This is a genomic window from Spirochaetae bacterium HGW-Spirochaetae-1 (assembly GCA_002839375.1).
Classification (GTDB): domain Bacteria; phylum Spirochaetota; class UBA4802; order UBA4802; family UBA5550; genus PGXY01.
The window spans coordinates 480,226-504,689 of sequence record PGXY01000002.1; the positions used below are offsets into that span (position 1 = coordinate 480,226).

Here is a 24,464-nt window from a genome sequence, read left to right on the forward strand (position 1 = left end):
CCGTTACCTATAAGAAATGTACCGAACGGGTCCGTCAGAAACGGAGACCGTCCTGGATGGATTCGCGGGATTTATTTATAAGATCCTGTATTGTATTCTCATCGTAGGCAGATGTATCGATTGGTTTGTGTATGGTCATTGTTGCATTGCCGGGGAAGAGAGCCATGGAGCTGGCCGGAAGAATGTCCTTGGTGCCGCTGATAGTAACGGGAAGCACGGGCAATTGCATGTCCAGGGCGAATTTAAATGCACCCTTTTTAAATTCCGTGAGATTGCCCGTTTTACTCCGGGTCCCCTCGGGGAAAAAAATGATGGATGTCCCGCCGGTAATTCTTTTTTTTGCCTCGTTGATGGACGCCAGCGCCGATGCGTGATCGGAACGGTTGATAAAGATGTGACCGGCTTTATAGCAGTAATAGCCCAGGACCGGCGCCTTGCGAAGTTCTACTTTCATGACCCAGCGGAAGTCAAGGGGAAGCCAGCCGTATATGGCGAAAATATCAAACTGGCTCTGGTGGTTCGCCACAACCACATAGGACTGATTGGGATCAATATTTTCCTCACCTTTAAGGGTCATTCTCATGGGGGTAATAAAACTGTTGAAGCGGGCCCAGAGGATACCGCTGATCTGGCCGGCTCTCTCTCCAAAGAGCCAGATAATAGGGACGGCCGCTATAGTGAGGATTATGGTGCTGAGTCCCAGTAACGGTAAAAAAATGAGCCATTTATATATCTGGTAAACGGCAAATAATGCCTTTATTTCACGCAGTTCTTTTCCGGGAATATATAAATTTTCTTTTGCTTTTTCCAAATTACCAAATTTCATCAGATCCTCTTTGTTTTAATAAAAAAAAATTTTTTAAAAAAACTATCAAAGTAATTTAAAAGGACTGACCAGTCAGTCCGATTATTATAGAAGATATATCATAGTCTTACTTTGTCAAGAATAATATTGTCTTTTTAGCATAAATTGGCTTCAGACATATTCTTGTTCTTATAAAGAATTTTTATATCAATCGAATTTAGTTATTGAGCATAAAGAACAGAAAATTAAAAATGTTGACCATCCCCATAATTATTTTTCAAAGTTTCATTATGAGATATGGTTTTCTTGAAATTGTATCAAAGAAATAAAATAGAATAAGAAAATATGGCGCAATATCAACAATCATTAAACAATTAAGCCATGTGACCGGCATTACCTGATGATAATCGTATGATATGCAAAACCGCAGAGCAGAGAGGTAGAATATGGACAAAGAAATAGAAAGGCAAAAACGTATCGCTTTTTATAGTGAAATCGGGCAGTTTTTTTCCCCCGATGCTACCTTTAACCGTCACAGCTTTCAGCAGACCCTTGCGGAGACATATGGGAAAATAGAATATGGACAAAATGATGTAGATAATCTGCCGGGTTCAAAGGCAGCGTGGCTTACGGAATACCTGTCCAGTATTTTTGAGTATCTGCAGGAAAAGGGCATGTCGCATAAATCCATGGATATCTTCAATGCTGCCCTGGAGGTTTCAGAGTCTCATGGCATAAGCTCAATTTCCATGCCGACAAAATATCTACGACAGATGATTATCAGCTATGAGGAAAAGAAGAGTACCCGGACCGACAAGAAAATATCCCCCGATGACAAGCGAGATCTTATTTTCAGGGCAGCAGTAAAAATATTTGCAGAAAAGGGCTTTCATAAGGCTACTATGGACGAGATTGCCTCCCAGGCAGGAATGGGCAAGGGTTCCATATACCGGCACTTTAAGAGTAAGGAGGAGCTCCTCAGGCAGCTTCTCAATGAGAAGTACGAGGAAATAATGAAGCGCATTATACAGATTTTCTCCCGTGAACGCGACGTACTTCAGTATATAAAGGAAATGATAGAGGTCTGGATCGATTTCATAGATAAAAATCACGTAGTCTATCGGTTGATACAGAATGAAAGCATCGGGCTTATCGTCGGTGAAAATACCATGTTTTATGATTACCTCATAACTCATCTGCCAATGTTCAAAGAAAAAATACTGGCCATGAACAAGGAGAACCGGCTCAAGACCACTAACTTCTACACGGTTTTTTATGGCATACTCGGTTTTATCGACGGCGTTGTACAGAAATGGTTTAGAAGGGGGATGAATTACTCCCTTCAGGAGGAAGTTCCTGTCATAATAGAGGTCCTTTTTAATGGATTCGTTGGCGCTTCTTCTTCCGGGACGAAGTGATCCCGGGCCGTATAGGGAATTCACGGTGCCTTGGAAAATATGGTTGACGATTGAATCACCCTTTTTTAAATAAAATAATCGGGACGGCATGATCGTTATGCGTTATGCTCCAATCAAATGATAACTACAGGATGTACTATGGAAAGTAATAGTAAAATAATCGGTGAAAATATGTACCGGTTCCAATCGGCCCTTGCCGAGAGCGGTTCTTCTCTGGAAGACTTTATCCGTGAGAATTACACCCGGAAATGGCTTTCCGATGAGCTTTTTCATGCAGCCGCGGTGAGGACGACATTCGTCCATGCCATAAACCAGTTCCTGGTCAATGAAGGGCTCTTCAATCTGGAAAAAGTCATGCTCAGCATTATCACCGACCCGCTGGCCCATGACATAGAGCACACTCCTTCTATACAGTATAAAGGGCATACGTATCTGACCACGCACAGCATGATCTATAGCAAATTCCTCGCCTGTTCCAATCCAAAACTGAAAGGTATATTCGTTGATTCGCCCAATATCCGGCTTGAACTGGAAGATCCCAACAATGTGCAGCGCGGGAAATATCTGGCCGATTTTTCCCAGATTGACATTGAAATGCGGAGAAACAGGAATATCACCCTTGAAGACTACTACACAAAGAAGTCCATGGTGCTCGATATTCTTCGCCAGGACATGGATGTTGCGAAAAGTCTTTTCGAGAGAATGATCGTATTCGCCTGCGAGGAAATAAACAGGAAAAACAGTGAAAACCTGAAGGCCCTGGGAGTGGTGATTGAAGTGCCGAAAATTCCTTTTCCATCCTTTCACAAGGATGATGCGGTGAAGAAACACGGCGCCAGGCACCATGAAGAAAAATGCGGTGAAGATACAAAAGCTCAGTTTTTCTGGATCACGGGACTGCTCCGCGAGAACTACGATCTTATCTATCCGTATCTCAATGCCGACGGAACCAGGGCAGTCATGTCCGATGTCGGTTCGGAGAATATTTTCAATTATGACATACTGGCGAAAAGCATCGATTCAAAAACAGGGAAGCAGACGCAGGCCAGAGAAATTCTTTCCGGCGCTATCCGCGAGTGGCTCTTTGAACCTATAATTGAACGCATCATCGATAACAAGGTCCTTCCCGTGCGGCCTGAAATCAGGGACGGCGGCATTGTAAATATCAATGAGCTGGGAGGATATGGCCCCTTCCTGTATTTTGCCTCCATGAAGGATGATAGCGGACGGTCCCTGTTCCCTGACACCTTCGGCGGCGGAATCGGCGTTGAGCGAAGCCTTTATGCTATTTTGCGCGGCGATAAAATTAAGAAAATCGACGATATAACCTTTTTTGGGAAGAATCCCGATTCTCATCCGGTATATCTCTATTGATATCAATTCAGCGGGGGGTCTTAAAATACTTATTCCTTTTTGGACCCTCCTGTTTCTGATATCCGTAATTATTTATCATACCGTATGCATGTTCCCCGGAAGTACTCCTTATTCCTGATGACAAATCAATACCTATGGAAACCGGGTTTGTGAAAACATTAATTCTGAACAATAGTTGACAAAAATACGAATCCGAATAGCTCTATTCCAAACTGAAGAGGGGAGACGACTTATGAATACTGCCAGTGTAAAAACCATATTGACCATGACGGGGAGCAATCAGACTCTTACTGTTGACGGCTGGGTCCGGACGAAACGTGAATCGAAGGGAGTGTCTTTCCTCGAGTTAAATGACGGTTCAACCATTAAAAATCTGCAGGTAGTGGTAGAGGCCGCCTATCCCGGTTACGAAGAGATTCTAGCGAGAATCAATACGGGTTGCAGTCTGTCCGTGCAGGGTAGACTTGTCTCTTCGGAAGGCACCGGCCAGACAGTGGAGGTTAAGGCTGAAAATATAACTGTAATAGGCGAAACACCGCAGGATTTTGTCCTGCAGAAAAAGCGTCACAGCTTTGAATTTCTCCGGGAGATAGCCCACCTGAGAGCCAGGACCAACTCTTTCGGCGCCGTAGCACGGGTGCGCAGCGCCATGAGCTATGCCATACACAGCTTTTTCCAGGAGCGCGGGTTCCTGTATATTCATACACCAATTATCACAGGCAGCGACTGTGAAGGGGCCGGGGAGATGTTCCAGGTAACCACTATCCCGTTGGAGACCGTTCCACTGGTCAATGGTCAGGTCGATTATTCAAGAGATTTTTTCGGCAAGAAGGCATCCCTTACCGTCAGCGGTCAGCTTGAAGGAGAAACATACGCCCTTGCACTGAAAAATATTTATACATTTGGTCCCACATTCCGCGCTGAAAACTCCAATACTTCAAGGCATCTTGCCGAATTCTGGATGGTAGAACCGGAAATGGCATTCTGCAATATCACGGGAAACATGGATACGGCCGAAGAATTTTTGAAATACATCTTTAAGTATGTTCTCGATACCTGCGCCGATGACATGGATTTTTTTGACAGTAGGATAAGCAAGGGGATTATTGAGAATTTGCAGAATATAATAGACAGTAATTTTGAGAGGGTAGCCTACACCGAGGCCGTTGAACAACTGCTCAAAGCCGGCCAATCCTTTGAGTTCCCGGTAAAATGGGGCATCGATCTGCAGAGCGAGCATGAAAAATTCTTAACGGAAAAAATTTATAATAAACCGGTCATTCTCACCGATTATCCCCGTGAGATAAAGGCCTTTTACATGAAACAGAACGATGACGGGAAAACAGTGCGGGCCATGGATGTTCTGGTGCCGCGTCTCGGTGAAATAATCGGCGGCAGCGAACGTGAGGACAGCTACGATAAACTCGTACAGAGGATCCGTGAAAACGATCTGAATCCCGATGATTATTGGTGGTACCTGGACCTGCGCAGGTTCGGGTCGGTTCCCCACGCGGGATTTGGACTGGGATTTGAACGACTAATACAGTTTGTTACGGGGATGCAGAATATCCGCGATGTAATTCCCTATCCCAGGGCAGTTAATTCCCTTGATTTCTAAGTTTAACGGGAACAACGGAACAGCTGATTCAGGTTCAGCGAATATCCCGTTGTTTTTGCGATAATAATTGACAAAATCTCAAATCCATTATAGCAGTAACCCCTAAGATAATATGCCTTCAGGCAGGAGCTGCGAATGGACCAGGAAACCTTTAACCGGGGACTCATAGATTTTATCAACGAATCGCCCACGGCCTTTCATGCTGTTTCCGCCATGGAAAGCATGCTCAAAGCCGCGGGCTTCAGCGGACTCAATGAATCCGATGCCTGGTCTCTGGATGAGGGAAAAGGGTATTACGTCATCCGGAATGGTTCATCGATTATTACCTTTACCACGGGAAAAAAAGATAAACATCCTACAGGCTTCCGTATGACGGGTGCCCACACCGACAGTCCATGCCTTAAAATAAAACCTGATCCCCTTTTGAAAAACAACGGTTATGTACAACTGGGCGTAGAGGTCTATGGCGGAGCCCTTCTGAATCCCTGGTTTGACCGCGATCTATCTATTGCGGGACGAGTGAGCTTCCTTGACGAAAAAAATACAATCCGTTCATGCCTGGTGGATTTTAAAAGACCCGTTGCCTTTATTTCGAGTCTGGCCATACATTTCGACCGGGAAGCCAATAAGAACCGCTCAATAAATGCCCAGAAAGACCTTCCTCCCATCATAATGAACATGCCTGCAGGGGAATTCTCATTTTCAGAAATTCTATCGTCGGAACTTAAAAATCAGGGACTTTGTGCCGAGGGGATATCCGTCAATGATTTTGAACTTTATCTGTATGACACGCAGAGTTCTTCATTGCTGGGCATGAACAATGAATATATAGCAGGAGGAAGATTGGACAATCTCCTGAGCTGTTATACGGGAATTCAGGCCTTGATATACAGCGATAGGTCCAACCCGTGCATGATGGTCTGCAATGATCATGAAGAGGTGGGAAGCGTTTCTTTTACCGGGGCTCAGGGGACCTTCCTGCGGTCCGTTCTGCAGCGGCTTTCCAGGGACCCGGAAAACTATTACCGGATGCTGAGCAGGTCCATGTTTATATCCATGGATAATGCACATGGAATTCATCCCAATTATGCCGATAAATATGATATAAATCATGGTCCTGTGCTCAACAAGGGGCCGGTAATTAAAATGAATGCCGGCCAGCGGTATGCGTCGGACAGTGAAACGGTTGCCGTGATACGGAGCATTGCATCGGGACTGGCTATACCGCTCCAGACATTTGTGATGAGGAGCGATCTGGCATGCGGAAGCACCATTGGTCCGCTAACATCGGCTGAGGTCGGTTTGAAAACTGTTGATATGGGTGTACCAACCTTTGCCATGCATTCCATTCGTGAAGTAGCGGGTTCAACAGATCCATTTTTACTTTTTTCACTGATTTGCGGATTTAACAGTAGCAGTATAACTATTTAGAGATATACTGGATATACATGCGGAAGACAAGGATAGGGATGTGACCAAATCAAAACACAGGCATGATCTCAATGAGGACAACGGGAAAAACGTCGACAGCATTGAGACCAGTTACAATGAATCGATAGTCCGATACTATCGGCACGTCCTGAGAAAACAGGATGAACAGGTCCTGAAAAAAATACAGAAAATTCCCGATGACTGGGATGAGTATGATAAAACACGTCTTATATCTGACCCGGAAATTTCCGAGGATGAAAAAAAGCGGCTGTCCGATATCAAATCTAAAAAGGCCTGGGAACTGAAATTTGAAAGTCTGAATATATATTACCTGATTACTATTGAAAACACCATGATATCATGCCTCACCCATAAAATTCTCACCGATGATGAAATACATGAAGCGCAGGATTCCGTGAACAGCATCATCACGGAGATCGGCGGAAATATTAAAAATTTCAAACATCTGCTGCTGAGCCTGGCCAAGAGGGCTGTCAGCGATCTTTATTATCTCATGATGACATTCCGTAAGTACTATTACAAACTCAATGTTGTTTTCGATGAAGATTTTCTACGATTTTGCGATGATCTCATCACTTTCTTTGATGAATACAGGGTCATGACCAGGAATATTTCCGGTTTTAAAAAGACCAGAGAATTCCTGTCCAGGTTTTTCCCCGTGAGTGCGAATAAACGGGGATGGAACATCGATGAGACGGCATTGAAGGAGTTCTTCGAAGAGGAAATAAAAGATGAGGCCAGGACTCTCGCTGAATTAAAGAGAACCATATCTGCCGCCTACCTGTATAAGAAGAAGCAGAAAAAAGATTATGAATTTATAAAATATTATTATAATGAGCGAGACGGGAAACTATTCAGGTATAATTTTGTTGTGAATTCCCTTTCTCAGAAATTGATAGACCAGAAGATCTCAGCCGATGTCTTCGAAGGATTTAAAAAGATCAGGGAAAATTTCATAAACCTGGTAAGGAATTTTGAAAACCGTGGCCTCCAGGGATTCGGTTCTCCCGATCTTTCTTATGGACAGCTGGTTGAGTTTATTTTTAAAGGGAGCCTGGTTCTCGAGTATTATTATCTTCGTACGCTACAGCATGACGAACTTCAGAAATTCCGAAACGATGTGCTTCATTACGTGGAGGAGGAATATAATCAACTCAATCCCGATGCCGGGCGTTTTCGTTAATACGGCAACAGGGGACCATTTCAGGCTTTTCTTCTATCAGCGACGCGCCTGTCGTTGACTTCACAGGCAAATACATTCCGGCAGTATAGAAGTCGCTGTTTTAATCTTCTGTCACCTGTTTTCCGCCGGTCTTCAGTGCGGCGTTCTATATGGCTTTTATTGAAAATCAAACCATGGTCATAGCGTGTAGAAGTATTGTCAGTTCGTACCAGTACAAACCTAATAAATTTGGAAATATTGCTGAATATTTTGTAGAATATAATGGTTGCCAGAGCTATTACCGAATAGAGGATGATATATTCAATTGTTGTCAATCCCATCAATTTATTCCTCCAGGGGAATTTTCTATTTATCTATAAGTAAATTGTAAGAAAGGGTGCAGAAAAAGTCAAATTAAAAAGCCCATTCATGTGGGCTTTTTTTGAAAATTATCATCAATATTGGCTTGACAGTTTAACTTTGCCGTATCTTATTTTTAAATTACTTTTGACGTTATAATGGTCAGGGAGCATATAGTGAGTCAAGGCTCAAATTATAATTTTTACTCATATGAGATTATTGATGATATATTAATAATATCCATCGAACTTGAAAGACTTGATATGTACAATGTACATGATGTGCTCAATGAAACTGACCATAATTTCAAGGGTACCTCATTTTCACATGTTATAATTGAAGTTAAATCACTGAAATATGTTGATGCCACAGCCATTGGTGCTCTCATGGTGGCTATGGGAAGGATGAAAAAAAGAAAAAGAGGGGGCGATATATTTATCGTAACCGAAAGAAGCTCTCTGCTGAAGATTAAGGAACTGGTCAAGCTGGATAACCATATATTTAAAAGCAGGGAAGAAGCTTTGTTGCACATCCAAAAACTGAATTCTTAAAAAATGGATATCCAGGGAAGTAATAATGAAAGTTGGATTTGTGGGAAATCAAAAAGAGATGTCAAAGCAGCAAAAAGATACTCTTATTCGTATTATGAAAAAATTAAAACATACGTATCAGAACATTGACTTCCATATGGGGAGCGCGGCGGGTTCTGACGCGGAAGCCTTTGCCATCGTTGTGGAGAACGGTCTGGTAAGCCGATTATTTTATTATCCCTCAAGTAATCCCGACGAAAATGCCTTTGATATCGAAGATCCAAGAGATCTGGAGAAGAAAGAGATAAAACTGCTGCGGCAAAAGGAGCGTACGATTTTCGAAAGAAACAGAAGCATCGTTGATACATGCGACATGATAATCGCCGTTCCCCGGGAAACATTGGAAAAAAGGGAATCTGAAACGTGGATGGCTATACGATACTCAAAAATTCAGAAGAAACGTCTTTTTACCCTCTATCCCGACGGGAAAGCAACAAAGTGGCCCACGCGATAGCGGCCCGTCCGGATATATAAATGGCCTCTCTTATTTCTGACCGGAGATTTCCTCGAGTACCGTTTTTACATCACGGGCAATTTTCAGCTCTTCATTGGTTGGAACGACCAGAACAGTAACACGTGAATCAGCGGAGCTGATTATGCGTATGCCTTTACCGGTATCATTGTTTCTGTCATTATCAATATGTATCCCCAGTTCTTCCAGGTTTTCGCAGGCCAGTTTCCGGATCAAGGGTACATTTTCGCCAATTCCTGCCGTAAATATCATAACATCAAGTCGTCCCAGGGCAGCATAATAGGCCCCGATGTATTTTTTGATCTGATACGTAAGCATTTCCACAGCGAGCCTCGATTTCTCGCACCCCTGTTCCATGTTTTGCAGAATTTCCCGCATGTCATTTTTTCCACAGATGCCGTAAAGGCCGCTTTTTTTATTCAGCATGGTGTCAATTCTTTCTATGGTGCAGCTGTTATTCTCGGCGAGAAAAAACGGAACGGCAGGGTCAAGATCTCCGCATCGGGTCCCCATCATTAGACCGGCCAGAGGGGTAAGGCCCATGGTTGTATCAACACATATTCCCTGTTTTATGGCAGCCATACTGCTGCCGTTGCCGAGATGGATGGTGATCATGTTGAGCGTTTTTCGGTCCTTGCCGAGATGATCGGCTGCTTCCTGTGAAACAAAACCGTGTGATGTGCCGTGAAAACCGTATTTACGTATTCTGAAATTTTCATACATTTCAAATGGTATTGCGTACATGTATGAATATGGCTTCATAGTCTGGTGAAAGGCCGTATCAAAAACGGCAATATGCTTTGCACCGGAAAATACCATCCTGGCAACTTCGATGCCGGTGAGATTGGCCGGATTATGGAGAGGGGCAAGGGGAATATTTTTTTTAATAGCGGCGATAATATCATCAGTTATTAATGCAGGGTTATGAAAATCTTCGCCGCCATGGACGACCCGGTGTCCCACCGCCTCAATTTCATCGCTGGTTTTTACAGAACCGTATTTTGAGTCGGTAAGCAAAGCTGCAATTCTGTTCAGACCGGTCCTGTGATCCGGTACCGGTTCTGTTTGCGTGAAACTATCGGTTGAGCCGTTTTTATAAACTTTATGATGTATGCTGCTGCCTTCCTGTCCGATCCTCTCTACCAGGCCTTCGGCAAGGACTTGAATACCTTTCATGTCGAAGAGTCTATACTTTATTGAAGAGCTTCCGGTGTTTATGACGAGTACTTTCATAGCCTCTCCTATTTACCGGCCTGGATAGCCGTAATGATCACGGTGTTGATAATATCCGGTACTGTACAGCCCCTGCTCAGATCATTTACCGGTTTGTTGAGACCCTGCAGTATAGGACCGATTGCAATAGCCCCGGTTTCGCGCTGGACTGCTTTATATGTATTGTTACCCGTATTAAGATCGGGAAATATAAAAACGGTGGCCTGTCCGGCTACTTCTGAATCGGGCATTTTAGTCGCGGCAACTGTTCTGGATACAGCCGCGTCATACTGTATGGGGCCTTCCATTTTCAGATCAGGGCGTATTTTTTTAGCCAGCACCGTAGCCTCGCGAACCCTGTCGACATCTTCACCGGTACCGCTGGTGCCTGTTGAGTATGACAGGAGGGCGACCCTGGGTTCAATACCGAAGATCATACCGGTTTCCGCTGAAGAAACGGCTATATGGGCAAGTTCCTCTGCACTGGGATTGGGGTTTACGGCACAGTCTCCATATACAAGAACCCTGTCTTCGAGGCACATGAGAAAGACGGAAGAAACAACGGGAACACCTGTTTTTGTTTTTATTATCTGAAGGGCTGGACGTATGGTGGATGCCGTAGAATGAACTGCACCGGAGACCATACCATCGGCGTCTCCCAAATGGACCATCATCGTGCCGAAGTAACTTACATCATTCATGGCCGTCACTGCTGCATCCATGGTGAGTCCCTTGTTTTTCCGCAGATTATGATAGGTGAGTGCGTAATGTTCCGTAAGTTCCGATGTCTGGGGGTCAATAATTCTCACGTTTTTCATGTCCAGACCCAGTTCTCTTATGCGGGATGATATTTTATTTTCATCGCCTAGCAGAGTCAGTGTTACAATATCACGTGCTATGAGTGATTCAGCCGCCATAAGTACCCGATCTTCATTTCCTTCGGGCAGAACAATGTGCATCCTTTTTTCCTTGGCTTTCTGGATGAGTCCATACTCGAACATCTTGGGAGTTATGATTTTCGTCGTTGCTTCGATGATTCGTCTGGAGAGCTCTTCTGAATCAATGTGAGTATCGAAAAGACTGAGGGCGGTCTGGATTTTATGGCTGTTTTCCGGAAGAATATCAGGTTTAAGATTCTCCATGAGAGAGGCTGTCCTGGTTATGGTCTCCGTCACTACGAGGATGGGAATTTTGAAAGGAAGCCCCTGAATGAGCTGAAGCACCATGTTGTCAATGACGAATTCAACGGTGAGGATTATGCCCGCCAATTCCGGGAAGTTTACCGATTGATTTACCATCATTGCTCCCAGAATGATGTCAACACGATCACCGGTTGTAATAATTATAGTCCCGTCTGAAAGGCCCCAGAGGTAATTTTCCAGGTGCATGCCGCCAATGGAGAATCTGTTAACGGGGCGGTTTAGCTGTTCTTCCCCGAAAAGAACAGTGGCTTTTAGATGTCTGACTATTTCGGCGATTGTGGGTGTATTGATTATGGAGCTTTCAGGCATAACCGCGATAAACTGTTCACTCAGATCGGTCTGTTCCCTGAGAATTTGACTGTACTGATCACAGCGGTCTTCATGAACGCGCGTAACAATGGTTCCGATTATTCTGCATCGCCTGGCACTGAAGGTTTCCTTAGCTATTTTAATAGATTGAAGAATATTGTAAATTTCTTTTCTGTGGGCCGGGGTTATCAGAATAATTGGGCTGGCCAGGACTGAAGCGATGCGTGCATTTAAATCCATCTCGAAGGAGGAAGTCTCTTCTTTGAAATCAGTGCCATCGCAGAGTACAAAGTCATATCGTTCTTCCAGCTGTTTGTACTTGCGTACTATCCCCTCTAGGAATTCATCATATCTGCCGGCGGTGACGAGCTTTTCAGCTTCATCAAAGGTAAAAGCAAACATCTGTTCATCGGCAATATCAAGGCTGAAATAATTTTTTATGAGGGCGAAGTGTTCATGAGGTTTTTGTGAACCTGATATATGGACGATTGGGCGAAAATAGGCAACTTTATCAATTTTTCTCAACAGCAATTCCATCAACCCAAGAGTTATTGCCTTTTTCCCGCTTTCCCCTTCCGTTGTTGTAAGATAGAGGTTTTTTGCCATGACTGCCTCGCTCGGTATAATGGACTACCATGCATAATATACTGCATCTATGTCAGTCCTTCAATAGTGCTATGTATATTTTTAACATAGTATATTGGATAAATAATGTATGGGATTTTCCCTCATGCCGAATTAATGTACTTTACTCATTGCAGATATTGGGATAAATGGGGGAAAGTTTTAGTTCTCTGTATATTGTTCTGTAATTATTGGGATACATACATCATGGAAAAAATCTCCAAATTGATTCAGCTGGGTTTATTGTATTTTTTGAGAGTAATGAGGAAGGTTTTTGTAGTCATGATCATGGTCATCCTCTCATTTCTCTTACTGTATAGCATCAAAACAGTCATGGGGATTAATCTTTTTGAGGACCTTTCCATTGTTGATTTTCTGGAATTTTTCCTTTCACTTTTTCAGGATCTGTTGCAATGACAAACATATCTGATAAAATTGGATTATCACTGACCAGGTACGTGATTCTGATCGTGATCCTGCTCATTGGTTCTATTAAACAGTCAAGTGCCCAGCTATACATGTGGACTTTCCAACTCGATAAGGCCGGACGGCAGGAGGCCTCCATCGAACTGGATCCATACTATAGCTGTGCTTATTATACAGTGGGGCTTACCGATACTCCCATACCGAAAGAACAAATCAATTACGAATCAGAGCTGTACTGGCATATGATAAAAAATTTTTATCTTCCCCGGTTCGTACTTATTGAAGCAAGCGTATACCCCCTGCCCATTACCGGTGTCATGCTTAAAAAACATTCGCGGGATTTTTATGATGACAGCGAGCTTATCAAAGGTGTAAATTTTATCAAAGCGGTTACAGAGGGATTTCCCGAGCCATGGGCAACATCCCTGCTTATTGGAAATGTGGCAAACTTTGTCAAGGGGGAAGACAACGATATCGTAGGAAAAGGTTTTTCAGGTTTGCTGCTTAGCTTTGGGAATCAGCACATTGTCGACAACATCATGGTTGACGACTACTGGCTCGAAACGGAATTGAAACTGAAGGGCACAGATTTACGGGAAATACATTCTCTTAGTTACAGCTACGGTATAGGTGTAAAAAAGCATTTCAATGAGGAAATTCGTGATCAACTTTATATTTCTATAAAGCGCAATAGGATAGATTATCGGAAGGGAAATATGAATCCTTTCCTCGGATTCTTTGTCCGGAACACGGAACAGCAATTGCGTATGGATTTTGATCTGGAAAGGTTTTACAAAGGAAAAATATCAAAGCTGCTTGTACTTTTGGGTAAAAACTTCCCCATCGGTGATGGTTCTGTAACTCTTTCCTTCAGTGCCGGTTTTCTGAAAATATTCGGTGACAGTTACACCGGTACATTGAAACAGGAAGTGGGTCAGGAATGGATATTTTTGGTTCGACCAAATATTCATTTAAAATTTGATTGATTTTTTTTACCTTTATTCATCATATACATTTAAACTGAAATAAAGTCTGAATTTTCCAAGCACGACCGGGCGGAAATAACTGATGTATTTTAATATGAAGAAAGAAAATTATTTTGTTTGATTATTATAATTGTATCAGGTATTATAAAAAAGAAAAATATAATGGATGTTGAAATTAAAAATTTAGAAAAGCTTATGATCGTTTACCTGAAAGGTAGGATGGATCTTGTTAAATCCAACGATTTGGAAAGAAGTCTTTTTAAACTTATCAATGAAGAAAAAGGAAAACACCTTCTTTTAAATTTTGAAGATGTGGATTATCTTCACAGTTCCGGTGTCCGGATGCTCATTTCTCTGCACATCCGGCTGGAGGAACATGGGGCAATGCTCATGCTTTGCTGCATAAATCAGGCAGTGAAAAAAATTCTGGAATTTGTCGATATTATGGATATGATAAAAATTTTTAACAGTGAAGAGGAAGCCATCACTGCGTTTCCTGCAAGCGATGCTGGAGGATATCATGGATGATACTATTAAGATAAAAAAAACCAAGGGTGTAATAATTATCTATCTTTCAGGGAGACTGGATCTGAATTCCTCGCATTTTATCGAGATGGGGATAAAGGACATATTAAAAGATGATAAAAGCAGCCACATATTGCTGAACCTTGCAAATGTTGATTTTATCGTTAGCTCCACCCTCCATATGTTCATGACGATAAAAAATGAATTAAAGAAAATGAATAAGAACCTCATGCTCTGCAATATAAATGAACAGGTTGAAAATGTATTAAAAGTAGTTGATTTGATAAATACCTTTGAAATTTACTCAACAGAAGAGGAAGCACTGGCGGTGATATAAAAGGGATTTAATCGTTAAATATTTGGGGGGTCTTGCTTAACTGTGATATCATTCTATTATCTCAAAATGACCTGACTGAATAACAAGATATTTTTCAATAGTATAATTTTCCAGCCAGCCCAGCGCAATAAGAATCTGTCCTATTTTTTTACCCCTGTATTCCGTATTGGTTTTCTGAAAGTCAAGTGCAATAGTCACCTGTTCTCTGGTGAGCCTGTAGTCTTCTACAAGCAGTTCTCCTAATCTTCTCTTTTCCATGTTTCTACCAGTCTGAAGGTTGATGAATATATTTTTTATTCCAATATAACAAATATATTCTATTTGTCAAGAATAAACCGTCCAGCCGGTAATATTTGCGGTATTTTCATATTACCTAACTCAATTATTTGGAAAAAAACTTTATTTCTTTCATATCCGTTGGGCTAACATCGGGAGGTGATGAAGCGGCAGCCTCTTCCATGAGCAAGGAAATGGCAAAGGGGGCTATATGGATGGCTCTCTGGTAAATAGGGGAATCCTCAAGGGACAAGCTGCACATACTCCGGACGTCTATTTGTGGGGGAGAAAAAGAATCTGATTTATTTAGAAAAAGACTGCCCGTGAGGGCAGTCGTGATGAAGTGTGTGAGATTAAATAGCTACTGGCATAATTTAAAAGCCAATCAGGCATGCGCCAATTCACGCTGCAGGGGGAACACCTCGGAAAGCTGGTAATTGGCATCACCCGGCATAAGATGAGCAGGATCATCACTGTCGTGAAGATAGGTGATTTCCAGTAAAGAACCGCGACATAAAAGTTCAAAAATATATGTTTTTACCGCTGTCGTGTTGATGGCTCGGATGTGATATTTGAAATAGTCACGTTTTGGTGAAGCCAGATGACAATCAAAGCAAATATCGTTGCAACTGGCGTTATTCTGTTCCAGCCATTGTGAGATAAATTCGCATGCCCGTTTTTGCGACACTCTCTGTTTGAAATTAAAAACATTGATATCCATGATGCCCCCGTCTATATATTTTTGGGGAAAAATATGATTTTGTATATTAATTCAGTGTATACCCTAATGACACCTCATTAAGATTTGAATTAATCAGGGTAATATAATAAAATTACCAATACATGACAACTGATTAAACAAAAAAAATCATTTAATTTATAAAAAAAATCATTTTTTCCAGTGGGAACCAGGGGAGGCAAATCTAAGAACTGAAAAGCAAAGCTATTTTTATAGGTAATCGGTCAGTTTTTTTTGTACCTGCTCTCTGAAGAGATCTCCATGATATTTGCTTGTTTCTCTCAGAATATCATCAAGGGAAACACCCAGGCTGGTTGCTTCATGAACCATCCTGCAGTAGGATTTAATTTTATGTTGATTTGATATACGTTTTTTCATGGGAATCTCCTTAATGATCTGTTATTAAATAATCGGCATTACAAGTTCTCGGCAATAAATAACTTTTAGCGGCAAATATGAAATTCGAATATTTTTTATAGAGAGTTTTTCATATCAAGGGCAGTTTGGTTATCCGGGTCAATTGAAAGTATACCGTCCAGTGATTTATCGGCTTCGATGTAATTTCCATTTTCGATATAAATTTTTGCAAGATGCAGCAAATATCTTATGTTCTGGGGCAGCCGCAGGCAGACTCTTTCAGCCAGTTCACGGGCCTTTTCCAGGTTCCCCTTTGCTCTGAAACAAAAAGAAGCGGCAAACATAAGTGATGTGTCATGGGGGCGGATATCGATATATGCGTCGCAGTATTCAGCAGCGGCTTCGTATAATTTATTATTGATCATATATCGTATAAGATTCCGAAGCAGTACTGGATTCCCCGGATATATTTTAACGGCATCAAGCAGGACTGAGATGATATCATCTATGCTGTGTGTTTTTTCCATGTCACGTACAGCAGTTATAATGTCGCTGATTTCGTTTGTTTTATAGTTAATGGCTGGATGGAAAGAACTGATTTTGAGAAGAGACAGATCGTCTGTCAGTCTTCCCCGGGAAAGGATGGCATCAAAAATTCTTTTAAGTTCCCCGTCTCCTTCCTCGACCAAATTAAGAAACAGGTTGGAGTCTTCATTCAGCATCGGTGCGGCGGAAGCAGCATTTAACAGAATATCATCACGTCCGTCAGAGCCCATGATAATGATGTCCCCGGGTTTCATCTGCCATGTGTGGACTTGCAGTATCATGCCGGGTTCAACAACTCCCAGCTTCCAGAGCTGATGCCTGTTCTCGATAAAAGAGGCCCTGCCATCGCGATAAATAACCGTTCGTGGATGTTCAGCATTGATAAAATATACCAACCCGGTTTCATCATCGATCAATCCGAAGATGATGGAAACAAGCATGGAGCCGTCAAAGCTTTCAAATACATGCTGCAGTTCGCTATAGGTGCTTTTTATCCAGTGCTCAGGCGGCAGATTCTGTTCAATGGAGGAAAAACGAGTTCTGTTAATTATTGATTGAAATACAGCGCCAAGAACGAGCGCTCCTCCGGCACCCTGAATTGATTTTCCCATAGCGTCGGCGTTGGCAAAAACTCCGTATTTTTTCCCCTTGAGGTTAATGATATGGGCGAAGCAGATATCCCCGCCAATTTCTCGCTGCCATTTGCGGAACCGGAATTCCTTTTTCTGTTTAATGAAAAAATCGATACCGGCGTTTTCCAGCATGGAATGGTTATAGTTGAAGGGTTCAAGGAGAAGGCTGGTGAGAAAATAATCGCCATCCTGCGTGGATTTCATATCCTGGATTTTTTTCAAGGTGCTGCGCAGTTCAATTTGAACTGTTTTCAGGTCAGTTATATCCTCTCCTATGCACTGATATTCGATTATTTCATTCTGCAGGTTCGCGATGGCCTGGATAGTCCACATCTGCCAGCGTGTCTTCCCGGCAATGAGTGAAGCGTATTCGAAGGTTACGAGGGGATTGTCTGTGTTCAGCATTTTGATGTGGCCCGACAGCTCGTCGATTTTATTTTTGTCTATGAATTTGAACAGGCTTTCTCCCAGGATTTGCTGCCGCTCGATCCCGAAATAAAGGCAAAGACCGTTATTTACGAAAGATATAATATTGCTTTCATCGTTGAACAGGCGCAGAATCATGATGGGAGAATTTTCTATCAGACCGCGATAACGCTTTTCGCTGAGTTCCAGTGCGATGTCTGAACGTCTTTTTTCCAGGGAAAGCTTATAGGCCTGTATGGCCGTTATTATCGAATAACCGAGGATATCATGGGCATTGACATCGGAGAGGATATTTTTTGTAAGGTAGTCATAGGCTCCTTCCTTGATGGACCTGGCTGCAATGGTTTCATCCCCCTGGCTGGTGATGATAATTACCGGAATCAGGATACCCTTTACGGACAGCTCCTTCAATATAGCTATACCATCCACATCGGGAAGCATATAATCAAGGAGTATACAGTCAAAGTGTTCATCGGTGAGACGGGAAAAAAGGGATTCCCTTGATGAAGCGGTAGTAACCATGAAGGATTTATTTTTAGCCAGTATACGCTGGATAAGAACCTGCGTTGACTCGTCATCCTCGATGAGCAGGATTTTTATTTTGTTTTCTGTATCGTTTCTGTTCAGCATGGCAATTTAGTATGTTGGTGCGTCTCACTTCTATTATCGCACTCTTGTGTAGTAAATGCAATAAAAGAAAATTCAATACTATGAAATAAAATGCGTGGACAAACCGTCCGGTAATTTGTCGAGGCGGATTACGGTGCATGATCTTTCTGGGGGTTGACATAGCAGACTTTTTCAGGTTATACTTTGTTGCGGTATATATTATGGGAATAAAAATTATCATCGGACATACTAATATGGATCTGGATTGTATCGGTTCCATCGTATTGGCAAGATATCTCTTTCCCGGCCACCTCCCGATAAAAAGCCGATTCATTCACCCCATGGCGAAAGGTATATATAATCTTTATGAAAATCAGCTTAATTTCCTTACCATGGAGGATATCAAGAATGAAACCCCTGAGCGCATAGTCATTGTCGATACACGAGATATGGACAGGGTTAAAGAGGTGCTTGACTGCTATCCTGATTTTAAGGGAGAAATTGAAATATATGATCATCACCGGGGGCACAACAGTGATTTCCCCGAGGCTCTTGTTCACGAGGGTGATAGCGGTTCAAATACATCTCTTCTGGCCATGGAAATCATGAATCGCAGTATAAAGATATCTCCTGACGACGCAACAGTAGCCCTGGCCGGAATTTATGCCGATACCGGAAATTTTACCCATTCCAATATTCAGGCTATCGATTTTAAGGCCGCCTCCTTTCTTGTGGAAAGCGGAGCATCGACTAAAATTCTGAGTACTTTTATGAAAGCTCTCAAGGAAGACCATCAACTGGAACTTTTTCACGGCATAGTGAACCAGATGGTTTATCAGGAGATAAACGGGAATTTTATAATATTCAGCTATATGGCCATGGAAAAACAGGCGGGCGGACTTGCTGCCGTGGTGGAAAAACTCTTTGAAATAGAGAATCCCGATGCAGTCTTTGCCATATTCGCCTTTAAAAAGGACGGCAGTGTTCTTATTATCGCCCGCAGTCAGAAGTCGGATATTGATCTGGATGCTATTCTCGGTCATTTTGGCGGGGGGGGGCATGCACAGGCCGCTTCAGCCTTGCTCAAACACAGCCAGGGCAGGGATGTGCTTGAGACTTTATTGCGGCATCTGAAAACCAGCCTAATACCGGCCCTTACCGCCGACGAGGTCATGACAAAAAACGTATACTGCATCTCGGCAGGCTGGACTCTCAAAGAAGCGTCAATTTTCCTTGAGAACGCTGATCACGGCGGAGCTCCCGTCATTGATGAAGATAGCAGAATTGTTGGAATGCTTACATTGCGCGATATTATGAAAGGCAGGAAGACGGGACAGATCAATGCACCGGTGAAGGCGTACATGAAAAAAAAGATCATATCATGCTCCAGGACCACTACGTTGCGTGAAATTGAGCACATGCTTTATGAAAATAATATTGGACATCTCCCTGTCCTGGATGGAGAGCTGGTGGCTGGTATTATCACCCGTTCCGATATCCTCCGCTTTGCCGAGAAGCTGTAACAGAGGCTCCGCTAATAAGACATACATCATATTCTTTTTCTCTATTTCATGGGTGTTCTGACAACAGGCGGTTTTTCAGAAACAGATATAATAAATCTTGACTTTATGTATATGTATGATACTTTTCAATAAACTTGTATATGTAAAGTCATATATTAAAAATGATTGGTACATATTATATATGGAACAATATCCAGAAGGAGGCTTGTATGGCATTTATAACCGATAAAATAAAGAAGAACGCCGAAGAATGTCGTGAATATGTTGAAAAGGCTCTGAGCGCGGCTGATAAAGATGGAATCCTTTTCGGAGAACTTCAGGCATTGGTTAAATCCCTGGTAAATGTGGCACCTGGCAGGAAAGATTTTGAAAAAGTATATGGGATGTCCCCGTCGGAATATTTCATGAAGCAGATTGAGAAATACCGTTGATATGTTGACTGACGTGCTTACTATTTCCTGTTTTTATGATAACCGTTAAAATGTATTGCATTTTTCAGGCCTGAAGCAAATGTTGCTTTTGGCGCTGCATTTTCAGCGGGTTCGGTACGGAGCGTCAGCAACATTTATTTTCGGATTTTTATTGCTATGATAAAAAAGATAACTGACCGCATTTCAGCGGTTTTTACTGAAGATGGTTTTTCATCGGGAAACTGTGTCCTGGTTGAAGATACGGTCAATCTCATGATTGACAGCGGTGCAGGCCGTGCACTAAAGGAAACGAGGCCGGAACGGATAAATATCCTCCTCAACTCCCACCATCATATAGACCACATGGGCGGCAATGACTTCTTCCCCGCAGCCGTAAAAATGGCACATCCCCTGGAGATTGAATTCATGCAGGTGCCTGAAAAACTCAGCGCCACCGACGCCTGGAAGGAACTCATGGATCAGGACTGCATTCTCCATGCCAGGGAAATAAACGGACGCCCCAACCGGTTGTACCAGCCCTGGCATATCGATGAGATTATGCAGCCGGGCCAGGTCATAGAGTGCGGCCATACCCGCATTCGTGTAATTCACACGCCGGGCCATACGGCAGGTCATTGCTCCTTTCACTTTCCCGAAGAGAATATCCTTTTCCTTGCCGACATATGTCTTTCCAAGGTGGGGCCCTGGTACGGCGGCAGCGATTCCAGTGTCGACGACTTCATCCATTCGATCAATGCCGTGCGTGAGATGAAACCCGAAATGGTGGTGACAGGCCATTACACGGATATACTTCGGGAGAATATCGACGCGATCCTGGTGGAGTACCGCGATAGAATCCTGAAGCGGGAAGGGCGGATACTTGATTATTTGAAGGATACCCCGTCAACCATTCATGAGCTTGCCGGAAAGCGATTCATATACCCCGATCATCCCAATCCATTTGTCGTGTACTGGGAAAAAAGTATGATAATGAAACATCTGGAACGTCTCATGGGGCTGGGAGAGGTGACCCGGGAGGAAGGCAACCGCTTCAGAACAACAGTGACTGCCTCCAGTATATAGGAATACCGCCGTTACAGACCGAATTCGGTCCTCTCTATCAATTCCATCTGCATTTCCCGGTTAAGCGTTACAAAATATGCGTTATATCCTGAAATGCGAACCAGGAGATTCTGATATTTTTCAGGATTGGCCATGGCGTCTCTCAGCGTGTCGGAATTAATTACGTTGAACTGCATCTGCATGCCTCCCAGGTCAAAATATGTCCGGACATAGGAGTGCATGGCATTGACGATTTCTTCACGCGTGTCACGAACGTCGGGAGACAGCTTTACGTTGAAGGCGATATTATTATCCATGCTTCCCGGAATCAGCTGCGCCACGTCATGTATATTATCCAGAAAATTTTTCGACGCTCCGGGCTGCGGGGTAAGACCCGGTGTAAAAGCCCTGCCGTCGAGACGTCCCGATGGCAGAGTTCCTGAAAGTGTTCCGTATGCCACATGCTGAGACATGGACCAGAATCCGGCCGTATAGGGCCCGCCGCGGAAATTGGTGTGTGTACTCCAGGCTTCATGTATGAAGGATGCTATCCGCTGCGCCATCTCCATGGCTTCCCGGTCTCCTGACCCGAAGAGGGGAACTTTTCGCCGTACAATACTCATGAGGGCTGGATTGCGGGAAAAATCCGAATCTATGGCTTTCTTCAGTTCCCGGAAAGAAACAGCCTTTTCATCATATATGAGTTTTTTTATTACCATCATGGAATCAGTCACATCGGCAAGTCCGATATTGGATGTACCTGAAGAATTATACCGTGCACCTCCCCGGGTAACATCGATACCGTTTTCGATTGCACCGTCAATGAGTGAGCTGAGAAAAGGGGTGGGCCTGAGTACTGCATGGGCCTGCGCCAGGAGATTATTCAACATGACTGACTGGTCTATGAGAAACCGTTGTTGCTCCGTAAAGGCTCGAAAAAAATCTTCGAAATCAGGAAATTGGTCCTTTTCAATGTCCCCCGTTTCAGGTCCAAACTGCTGATTCATGTGGGGATGTCTGCCGTTATTGAGGGCCATTTCCAGTGCCGATACCATGTTCATGAGTATGGATCCCGTGTGTCCCATGTGTCGGCCCGAAAGTGTGGGTTCAACGCAGCCCGTGGCCGACCAGTCATGAATATGCCGCTCTTCGTAACCCTTGTCCGCAAGTGACAGAAAAACGGCGCTGTCATTATGCATGGACGGCGTGGCGGCAGTGGTATAATTAACTTCACAGAGACGTTTCAGATAGGTATCACTGTTTGTGCCGGGATGAAACCGGGCATTTATATTGGGATCCCGGATGGAAAGCATCTCCGTGGCTTTCAGGAAAATATATGTCATATCATTGACACCATCGTCTCCACCGGGAGTTATTCCTCCCAGCGTGACGGCCTGATCGGAAGAACTGCCGCCGAAGAGATAGTTGCCGATATCGGGCACCGTGGGAAGATGATCGGTGCCGCGCATAAGAAGACATCCCGTCAGTTCAATGGCTTTTTTTATATACGATTGTCTTTTTTCCCCTGATGAAATTTCCTGCATATCATTGATGAAATAAGGATTGAGCCATTGATCGAGGCGTCCCATGGAAAGCCCCGTGTTAGTGTTCTCCATATGCAGGGCAATCCAGACAATCCAGATCACCTGGAAGGCCTCATGAAGCGTAGCGGCAGGATTGCGCGGCACCCTGTCACAGATATCGGCTATCTCCACCAGTTCATCACGTCGTGACGTGTCATCTTCCAGGGCAGCTCTGCGGCGCGCTTCACCGGCCAGATTAGAAGCATATATATTGAGGCCTTCAAGCGTGATTTTCATGGCTGTTAGACTGTTTATTTTGTCCATGTCCGTTTTTCTGTCCAGAGAACCCAGGCGTTCATCGATTTCCTTGATGATTCCTGTTGTGCCTCTGCCAAGAATGGATGGATAGTCCGGGATGGTGTGGGATATTCCCACGGATTTCCACACGAAATAATACACCCACCGTTCTTCGATTTTCATACACAGGGGATAATCGTTATTACTTCGAACATATTCCTTGAAGTTACGATGTATCCAGAAGGGAAAAATATCCCGGTGAAGCGTGAGGGCATCTTCAGGTGATATGCTGTAGGGATTGAGAGTGCGGTGTTCAAGGGAGTTCAGCTCGCCCCATAACATGCCGGCATGGGCGTCGGGATAAAGAAGGACGCCTGCCGGTTCTTTCGACGTGGTGGTCCCGGCCAGGATTGATCCTTCCGCTATGACGGGTTTTTTTTTATCCATGAGGTGCTTGAAGGCCATGGCCTGCCGAAGCACCGGGATCCAGCAATGTTCTTCCTTATCGGTTTCAAATCCATGTTCCCTGAACCATTCTGTCAGGAGCCTGGGGCGTTCAATGCAAACGACGGGTTTAGCGGTGAAATGTTTTTCCAGCATTCTTTCAAGTCGGGGGAAATCAGCAAGGGTGTATTCACCCAGGTAGGGATCGTTCAGGTATTTTACGTTACGGTCTATTGAACCGGCCTTCAGGGGATTCCGGCTCCTTTCTTTCATTCTTGAACTGTAATCAGTATTGGCATGGCCTTTTAGTTGTTTTTTATCTTTGATATATTTTTTATTTTTAACAGTGAGCATTTTGCCATGGACTTTCCCCAGCAGAAGAGAAACGTAATAATTGAAAAGTTGCAGGTATGCAATATTGCCGTCGAGAATCATTTTATTATTCAATATCAGGCTGAGCATTTCATTGGGAGTTATAAGAAGCATTTCCCATAATGTTTTATTAGTGCTGAACCGGAGAATAACCTCGGCAGCTTCAGGAGTGGTTTTATGAACAAAAACCCGGCCTCCTTTGAACGATATTGCCCTGTCCACGCTGCCCGTTTCAGTTTTAAAACCGATAGTGAAATTATACCATCCTTCACAGTGTTGAAGATAGGTATTAAATCGCTTGTTTTTATTAAAAACGAAGGCCATAGTATACAGTAATAGAAATATTATCATGTTCATTTGATGTTCTCCGTTTCTT

21 protein-coding genes are annotated in these 24,464 nt (G+C 43.4%); 13 read left to right on the forward strand and 8 right to left on the reverse strand.

The genetic code is table 11. From position 1 onward, the window contains the following. Positions 1 to 34: 34 nt before the first annotated feature. A complete protein-coding gene (locus CVV44_04260; protein ID PKL40827.1) occupies positions 35 to 826 on the reverse strand; it encodes a 1-acyl-sn-glycerol-3-phosphate acyltransferase in 792 nt (263 codons plus the stop codon). A gap of 425 nt (positions 827 to 1,251) precedes the next feature. Here CVV44_04260 and CVV44_04265 point away from each other — a divergent pair, with 425 nt between their 5' ends. From CVV44_04265 to CVV44_04285, 5 genes are all read left to right on the forward strand, one after another. After that, positions 1,252 to 2,223 carry a hypothetical protein gene (locus CVV44_04265; GenBank protein PKL40828.1) on the forward strand — a complete coding sequence of 324 codons (972 nt, stop codon included), beginning with the start codon at positions 1,252 to 1,254 and terminating at the stop codon, positions 2,221 to 2,223. 138 nt (positions 2,224 to 2,361) lie between these two features. Then, a complete protein-coding gene (locus CVV44_04270) occupies positions 2,362 to 3,597 on the forward strand; it encodes a hypothetical protein (protein ID PKL40829.1) in 1,236 nt (411 codons plus the stop codon). Positions 3,598 to 3,829: 232 nt separating this feature from the next. Then, a complete protein-coding gene (locus tag CVV44_04275) occupies positions 3,830 to 5,215 on the forward strand; it encodes an asparagine--tRNA ligase (protein ID PKL40830.1) in 1,386 nt (461 codons plus the stop codon). Between the two features lie 135 nt (positions 5,216 to 5,350). Further along, positions 5,351 to 6,646 carry a M18 family aminopeptidase gene (locus CVV44_04280; protein ID PKL40831.1) on the forward strand — a complete coding sequence of 432 codons (1,296 nt, stop codon included), beginning with the start codon at positions 5,351 to 5,353 and terminating at the stop codon, positions 6,644 to 6,646. 40 nt (positions 6,647 to 6,686) lie between these two features. After that, complete coding sequence (locus CVV44_04285; GenBank protein PKL40832.1) at positions 6,687 to 7,850, forward strand: hypothetical protein; 1,164 nt, start codon at positions 6,687 to 6,689, stop codon at positions 7,848 to 7,850. A gap of 20 nt (positions 7,851 to 7,870) precedes the next feature. Here the strand turns inward: CVV44_04285 and CVV44_04290 are convergent, their stop codons facing one another. Then, positions 7,871 to 8,170 (reverse strand): hypothetical protein, encoded by a 300-nt coding sequence (locus CVV44_04290; protein ID PKL40833.1) that lies wholly within the window; start codon positions 8,168 to 8,170, stop codon positions 7,871 to 7,873. A gap of 177 nt (positions 8,171 to 8,347) precedes the next feature. On the opposite strand from CVV44_04290, the gene CVV44_04295 reads away from it, so the two are divergent. Continuing rightward, complete coding sequence (locus CVV44_04295) at positions 8,348 to 8,740, forward strand: hypothetical protein (GenBank protein ID PKL40834.1); 393 nt, start codon at positions 8,348 to 8,350, stop codon at positions 8,738 to 8,740. 25 nt (positions 8,741 to 8,765) lie between these two features. Further along, positions 8,766 to 9,233 carry a hypothetical protein gene (locus CVV44_04300; protein ID PKL40835.1) on the forward strand — a complete coding sequence of 156 codons (468 nt, stop codon included), beginning with the start codon at positions 8,766 to 8,768 and terminating at the stop codon, positions 9,231 to 9,233. A 30-nt stretch (positions 9,234 to 9,263) separates the two neighbouring features. On the opposite strand, the gene CVV44_04305 is transcribed toward CVV44_04300, so the two are convergent. Both CVV44_04305 and CVV44_04310 read right to left on the reverse strand, forming a co-directional pair. Next, positions 9,264 to 10,484 (reverse strand): acetate kinase, encoded by a 1,221-nt coding sequence (locus CVV44_04305; protein ID PKL40836.1) that lies wholly within the window; start codon positions 10,482 to 10,484, stop codon positions 9,264 to 9,266. Positions 10,485 to 10,492: 8 nt separating this feature from the next. After that, on the reverse strand, positions 10,493 to 12,580 hold the full coding sequence (locus CVV44_04310; GenBank protein PKL40837.1) for a phosphate acetyltransferase: 2,088 nt from the start codon (positions 12,578 to 12,580) through the stop codon (positions 10,493 to 10,495). A gap of 431 nt (positions 12,581 to 13,011) precedes the next feature. Between CVV44_04310 and CVV44_04315 the strand changes: the two genes are divergently transcribed. The 3 genes from CVV44_04315 (at position 13,012) to CVV44_04325 (ending at position 14,872) form a co-directional block, all read left to right on the forward strand. Beyond that, entirely contained in the window at positions 13,012 to 14,010 is a 999-nt protein-coding gene (locus tag CVV44_04315) for a hypothetical protein (protein ID PKL40838.1), read from the forward strand. 117 nt (positions 14,011 to 14,127) lie between these two features. After that, a complete protein-coding gene (locus CVV44_04320) occupies positions 14,128 to 14,538 on the forward strand; it encodes an anti-sigma factor antagonist (GenBank protein PKL40839.1) in 411 nt (136 codons plus the stop codon). Next, positions 14,516 to 14,872, forward strand: a complete 357-nt coding sequence (locus CVV44_04325; GenBank protein PKL40840.1) for a hypothetical protein — start codon at positions 14,516 to 14,518, stop codon at positions 14,870 to 14,872. Before CVV44_04320 ends, CVV44_04325 begins: the two co-directional genes overlap by 23 nt. A gap of 48 nt (positions 14,873 to 14,920) precedes the next feature. Here the strand turns inward: CVV44_04325 and CVV44_04330 are convergent, their stop codons facing one another. The 3 genes from CVV44_04330 to CVV44_04340 form a co-directional block, all read right to left on the reverse strand. Continuing rightward, a complete protein-coding gene (locus CVV44_04330; GenBank protein PKL40841.1) occupies positions 14,921 to 15,130 on the reverse strand; it encodes a hypothetical protein in 210 nt (69 codons plus the stop codon). A gap of 403 nt (positions 15,131 to 15,533) precedes the next feature. After that, positions 15,534 to 15,869, reverse strand: coding sequence for a hypothetical protein (locus tag CVV44_04335; protein ID PKL40842.1), 336 nt, complete (start codon positions 15,867 to 15,869; stop codon positions 15,534 to 15,536). A gap of 491 nt (positions 15,870 to 16,360) precedes the next feature. After that, entirely contained in the window at positions 16,361 to 18,478 is a 2,118-nt protein-coding gene (locus CVV44_04340) for a hypothetical protein (protein PKL40843.1), read from the reverse strand. 206 nt (positions 18,479 to 18,684) lie between these two features. Here CVV44_04340 and CVV44_04345 point away from each other — a divergent pair, with 206 nt between their 5' ends. The 3 genes from CVV44_04345 (at position 18,685) to CVV44_04355 (ending at position 21,473) form a co-directional block, all read left to right on the forward strand. Further along, positions 18,685 to 19,980 carry a hypothetical protein gene (locus CVV44_04345; GenBank protein PKL40918.1) on the forward strand — a complete coding sequence of 432 codons (1,296 nt, stop codon included), beginning with the start codon at positions 18,685 to 18,687 and terminating at the stop codon, positions 19,978 to 19,980. A gap of 209 nt (positions 19,981 to 20,189) precedes the next feature. Then, complete coding sequence (locus tag CVV44_04350) at positions 20,190 to 20,411, forward strand: hypothetical protein (GenBank protein ID PKL40844.1); 222 nt, start codon at positions 20,190 to 20,192, stop codon at positions 20,409 to 20,411. Positions 20,412 to 20,567: 156 nt separating this feature from the next. After that, a complete protein-coding gene (locus CVV44_04355) occupies positions 20,568 to 21,473 on the forward strand; it encodes a hypothetical protein (protein ID PKL40845.1) in 906 nt (301 codons plus the stop codon). An 11-nt stretch (positions 21,474 to 21,484) separates the two neighbouring features. Here CVV44_04355 and CVV44_04360 read toward each other — a convergent pair whose 3' ends face one another. Further along, a complete protein-coding gene (locus CVV44_04360) occupies positions 21,485 to 24,445 on the reverse strand; it encodes a formate acetyltransferase (protein PKL40846.1) in 2,961 nt (986 codons plus the stop codon). Positions 24,446 to 24,464: the final 19 nt, after the last annotated feature.

Bases quoted from the DNA above. Each gene is read 5' to 3' on its own strand.
- CVV44_04260 (PKL40827.1), bottom strand. From the start codon at position 826: ATGAAATTTGGTAATTTGGAAAAAGCAAAAGAAAATTTATATATTCCC.
- CVV44_04265 (PKL40828.1), top strand. From the start codon at position 1,252: ATGGACAAAGAAATAGAAAGGCAAAAACGTATCGCTTTTTATAGTGAA.
- CVV44_04270 (PKL40829.1), top strand. From the start codon at position 2,362: ATGGAAAGTAATAGTAAAATAATCGGTGAAAATATGTACCGGTTCCAA.
- CVV44_04275 (PKL40830.1), top strand. From the start codon at position 3,830: ATGAATACTGCCAGTGTAAAAACCATATTGACCATGACGGGGAGCAAT.
- CVV44_04280 (PKL40831.1), top strand. From the start codon at position 5,351: ATGGACCAGGAAACCTTTAACCGGGGACTCATAGATTTTATCAACGAA.
- CVV44_04290 (PKL40833.1), bottom strand. From the start codon at position 8,170: ATGGGATTGACAACAATTGAATATATCATCCTCTATTCGGTAATAGCT.
- CVV44_04295 (PKL40834.1), top strand. From the start codon at position 8,348: ATGGTCAGGGAGCATATAGTGAGTCAAGGCTCAAATTATAATTTTTAC.
- CVV44_04300 (PKL40835.1), top strand. From the start codon at position 8,766: ATGAAAGTTGGATTTGTGGGAAATCAAAAAGAGATGTCAAAGCAGCAA.
- CVV44_04305 (PKL40836.1), bottom strand. From the start codon at position 10,484: ATGAAAGTACTCGTCATAAACACCGGAAGCTCTTCAATAAAGTATAGA.
- CVV44_04310 (PKL40837.1), bottom strand. From the start codon at position 12,580: ATGGCAAAAAACCTCTATCTTACAACAACGGAAGGGGAAAGCGGGAAA.
- CVV44_04315 (PKL40838.1), top strand. From the start codon at position 13,012: ATGACAAACATATCTGATAAAATTGGATTATCACTGACCAGGTACGTG.
- CVV44_04325 (PKL40840.1), top strand. From the start codon at position 14,516: ATGCTGGAGGATATCATGGATGATACTATTAAGATAAAAAAAACCAAG.
- CVV44_04330 (PKL40841.1), bottom strand. From the start codon at position 15,130: ATGGAAAAGAGAAGATTAGGAGAACTGCTTGTAGAAGACTACAGGCTC.
- CVV44_04335 (PKL40842.1), bottom strand. From the start codon at position 15,869: ATGGATATCAATGTTTTTAATTTCAAACAGAGAGTGTCGCAAAAACGG.
- CVV44_04340 (PKL40843.1), bottom strand. From the start codon at position 18,478: ATGCTGAACAGAAACGATACAGAAAACAAAATAAAAATCCTGCTCATC.
- CVV44_04350 (PKL40844.1), top strand. From the start codon at position 20,190: ATGGCATTTATAACCGATAAAATAAAGAAGAACGCCGAAGAATGTCGT.
- CVV44_04355 (PKL40845.1), top strand. From the start codon at position 20,568: ATGATAAAAAAGATAACTGACCGCATTTCAGCGGTTTTTACTGAAGAT.
- CVV44_04360 (PKL40846.1), bottom strand. From the start codon at position 24,445: ATGAACATGATAATATTTCTATTACTGTATACTATGGCCTTCGTTTTT.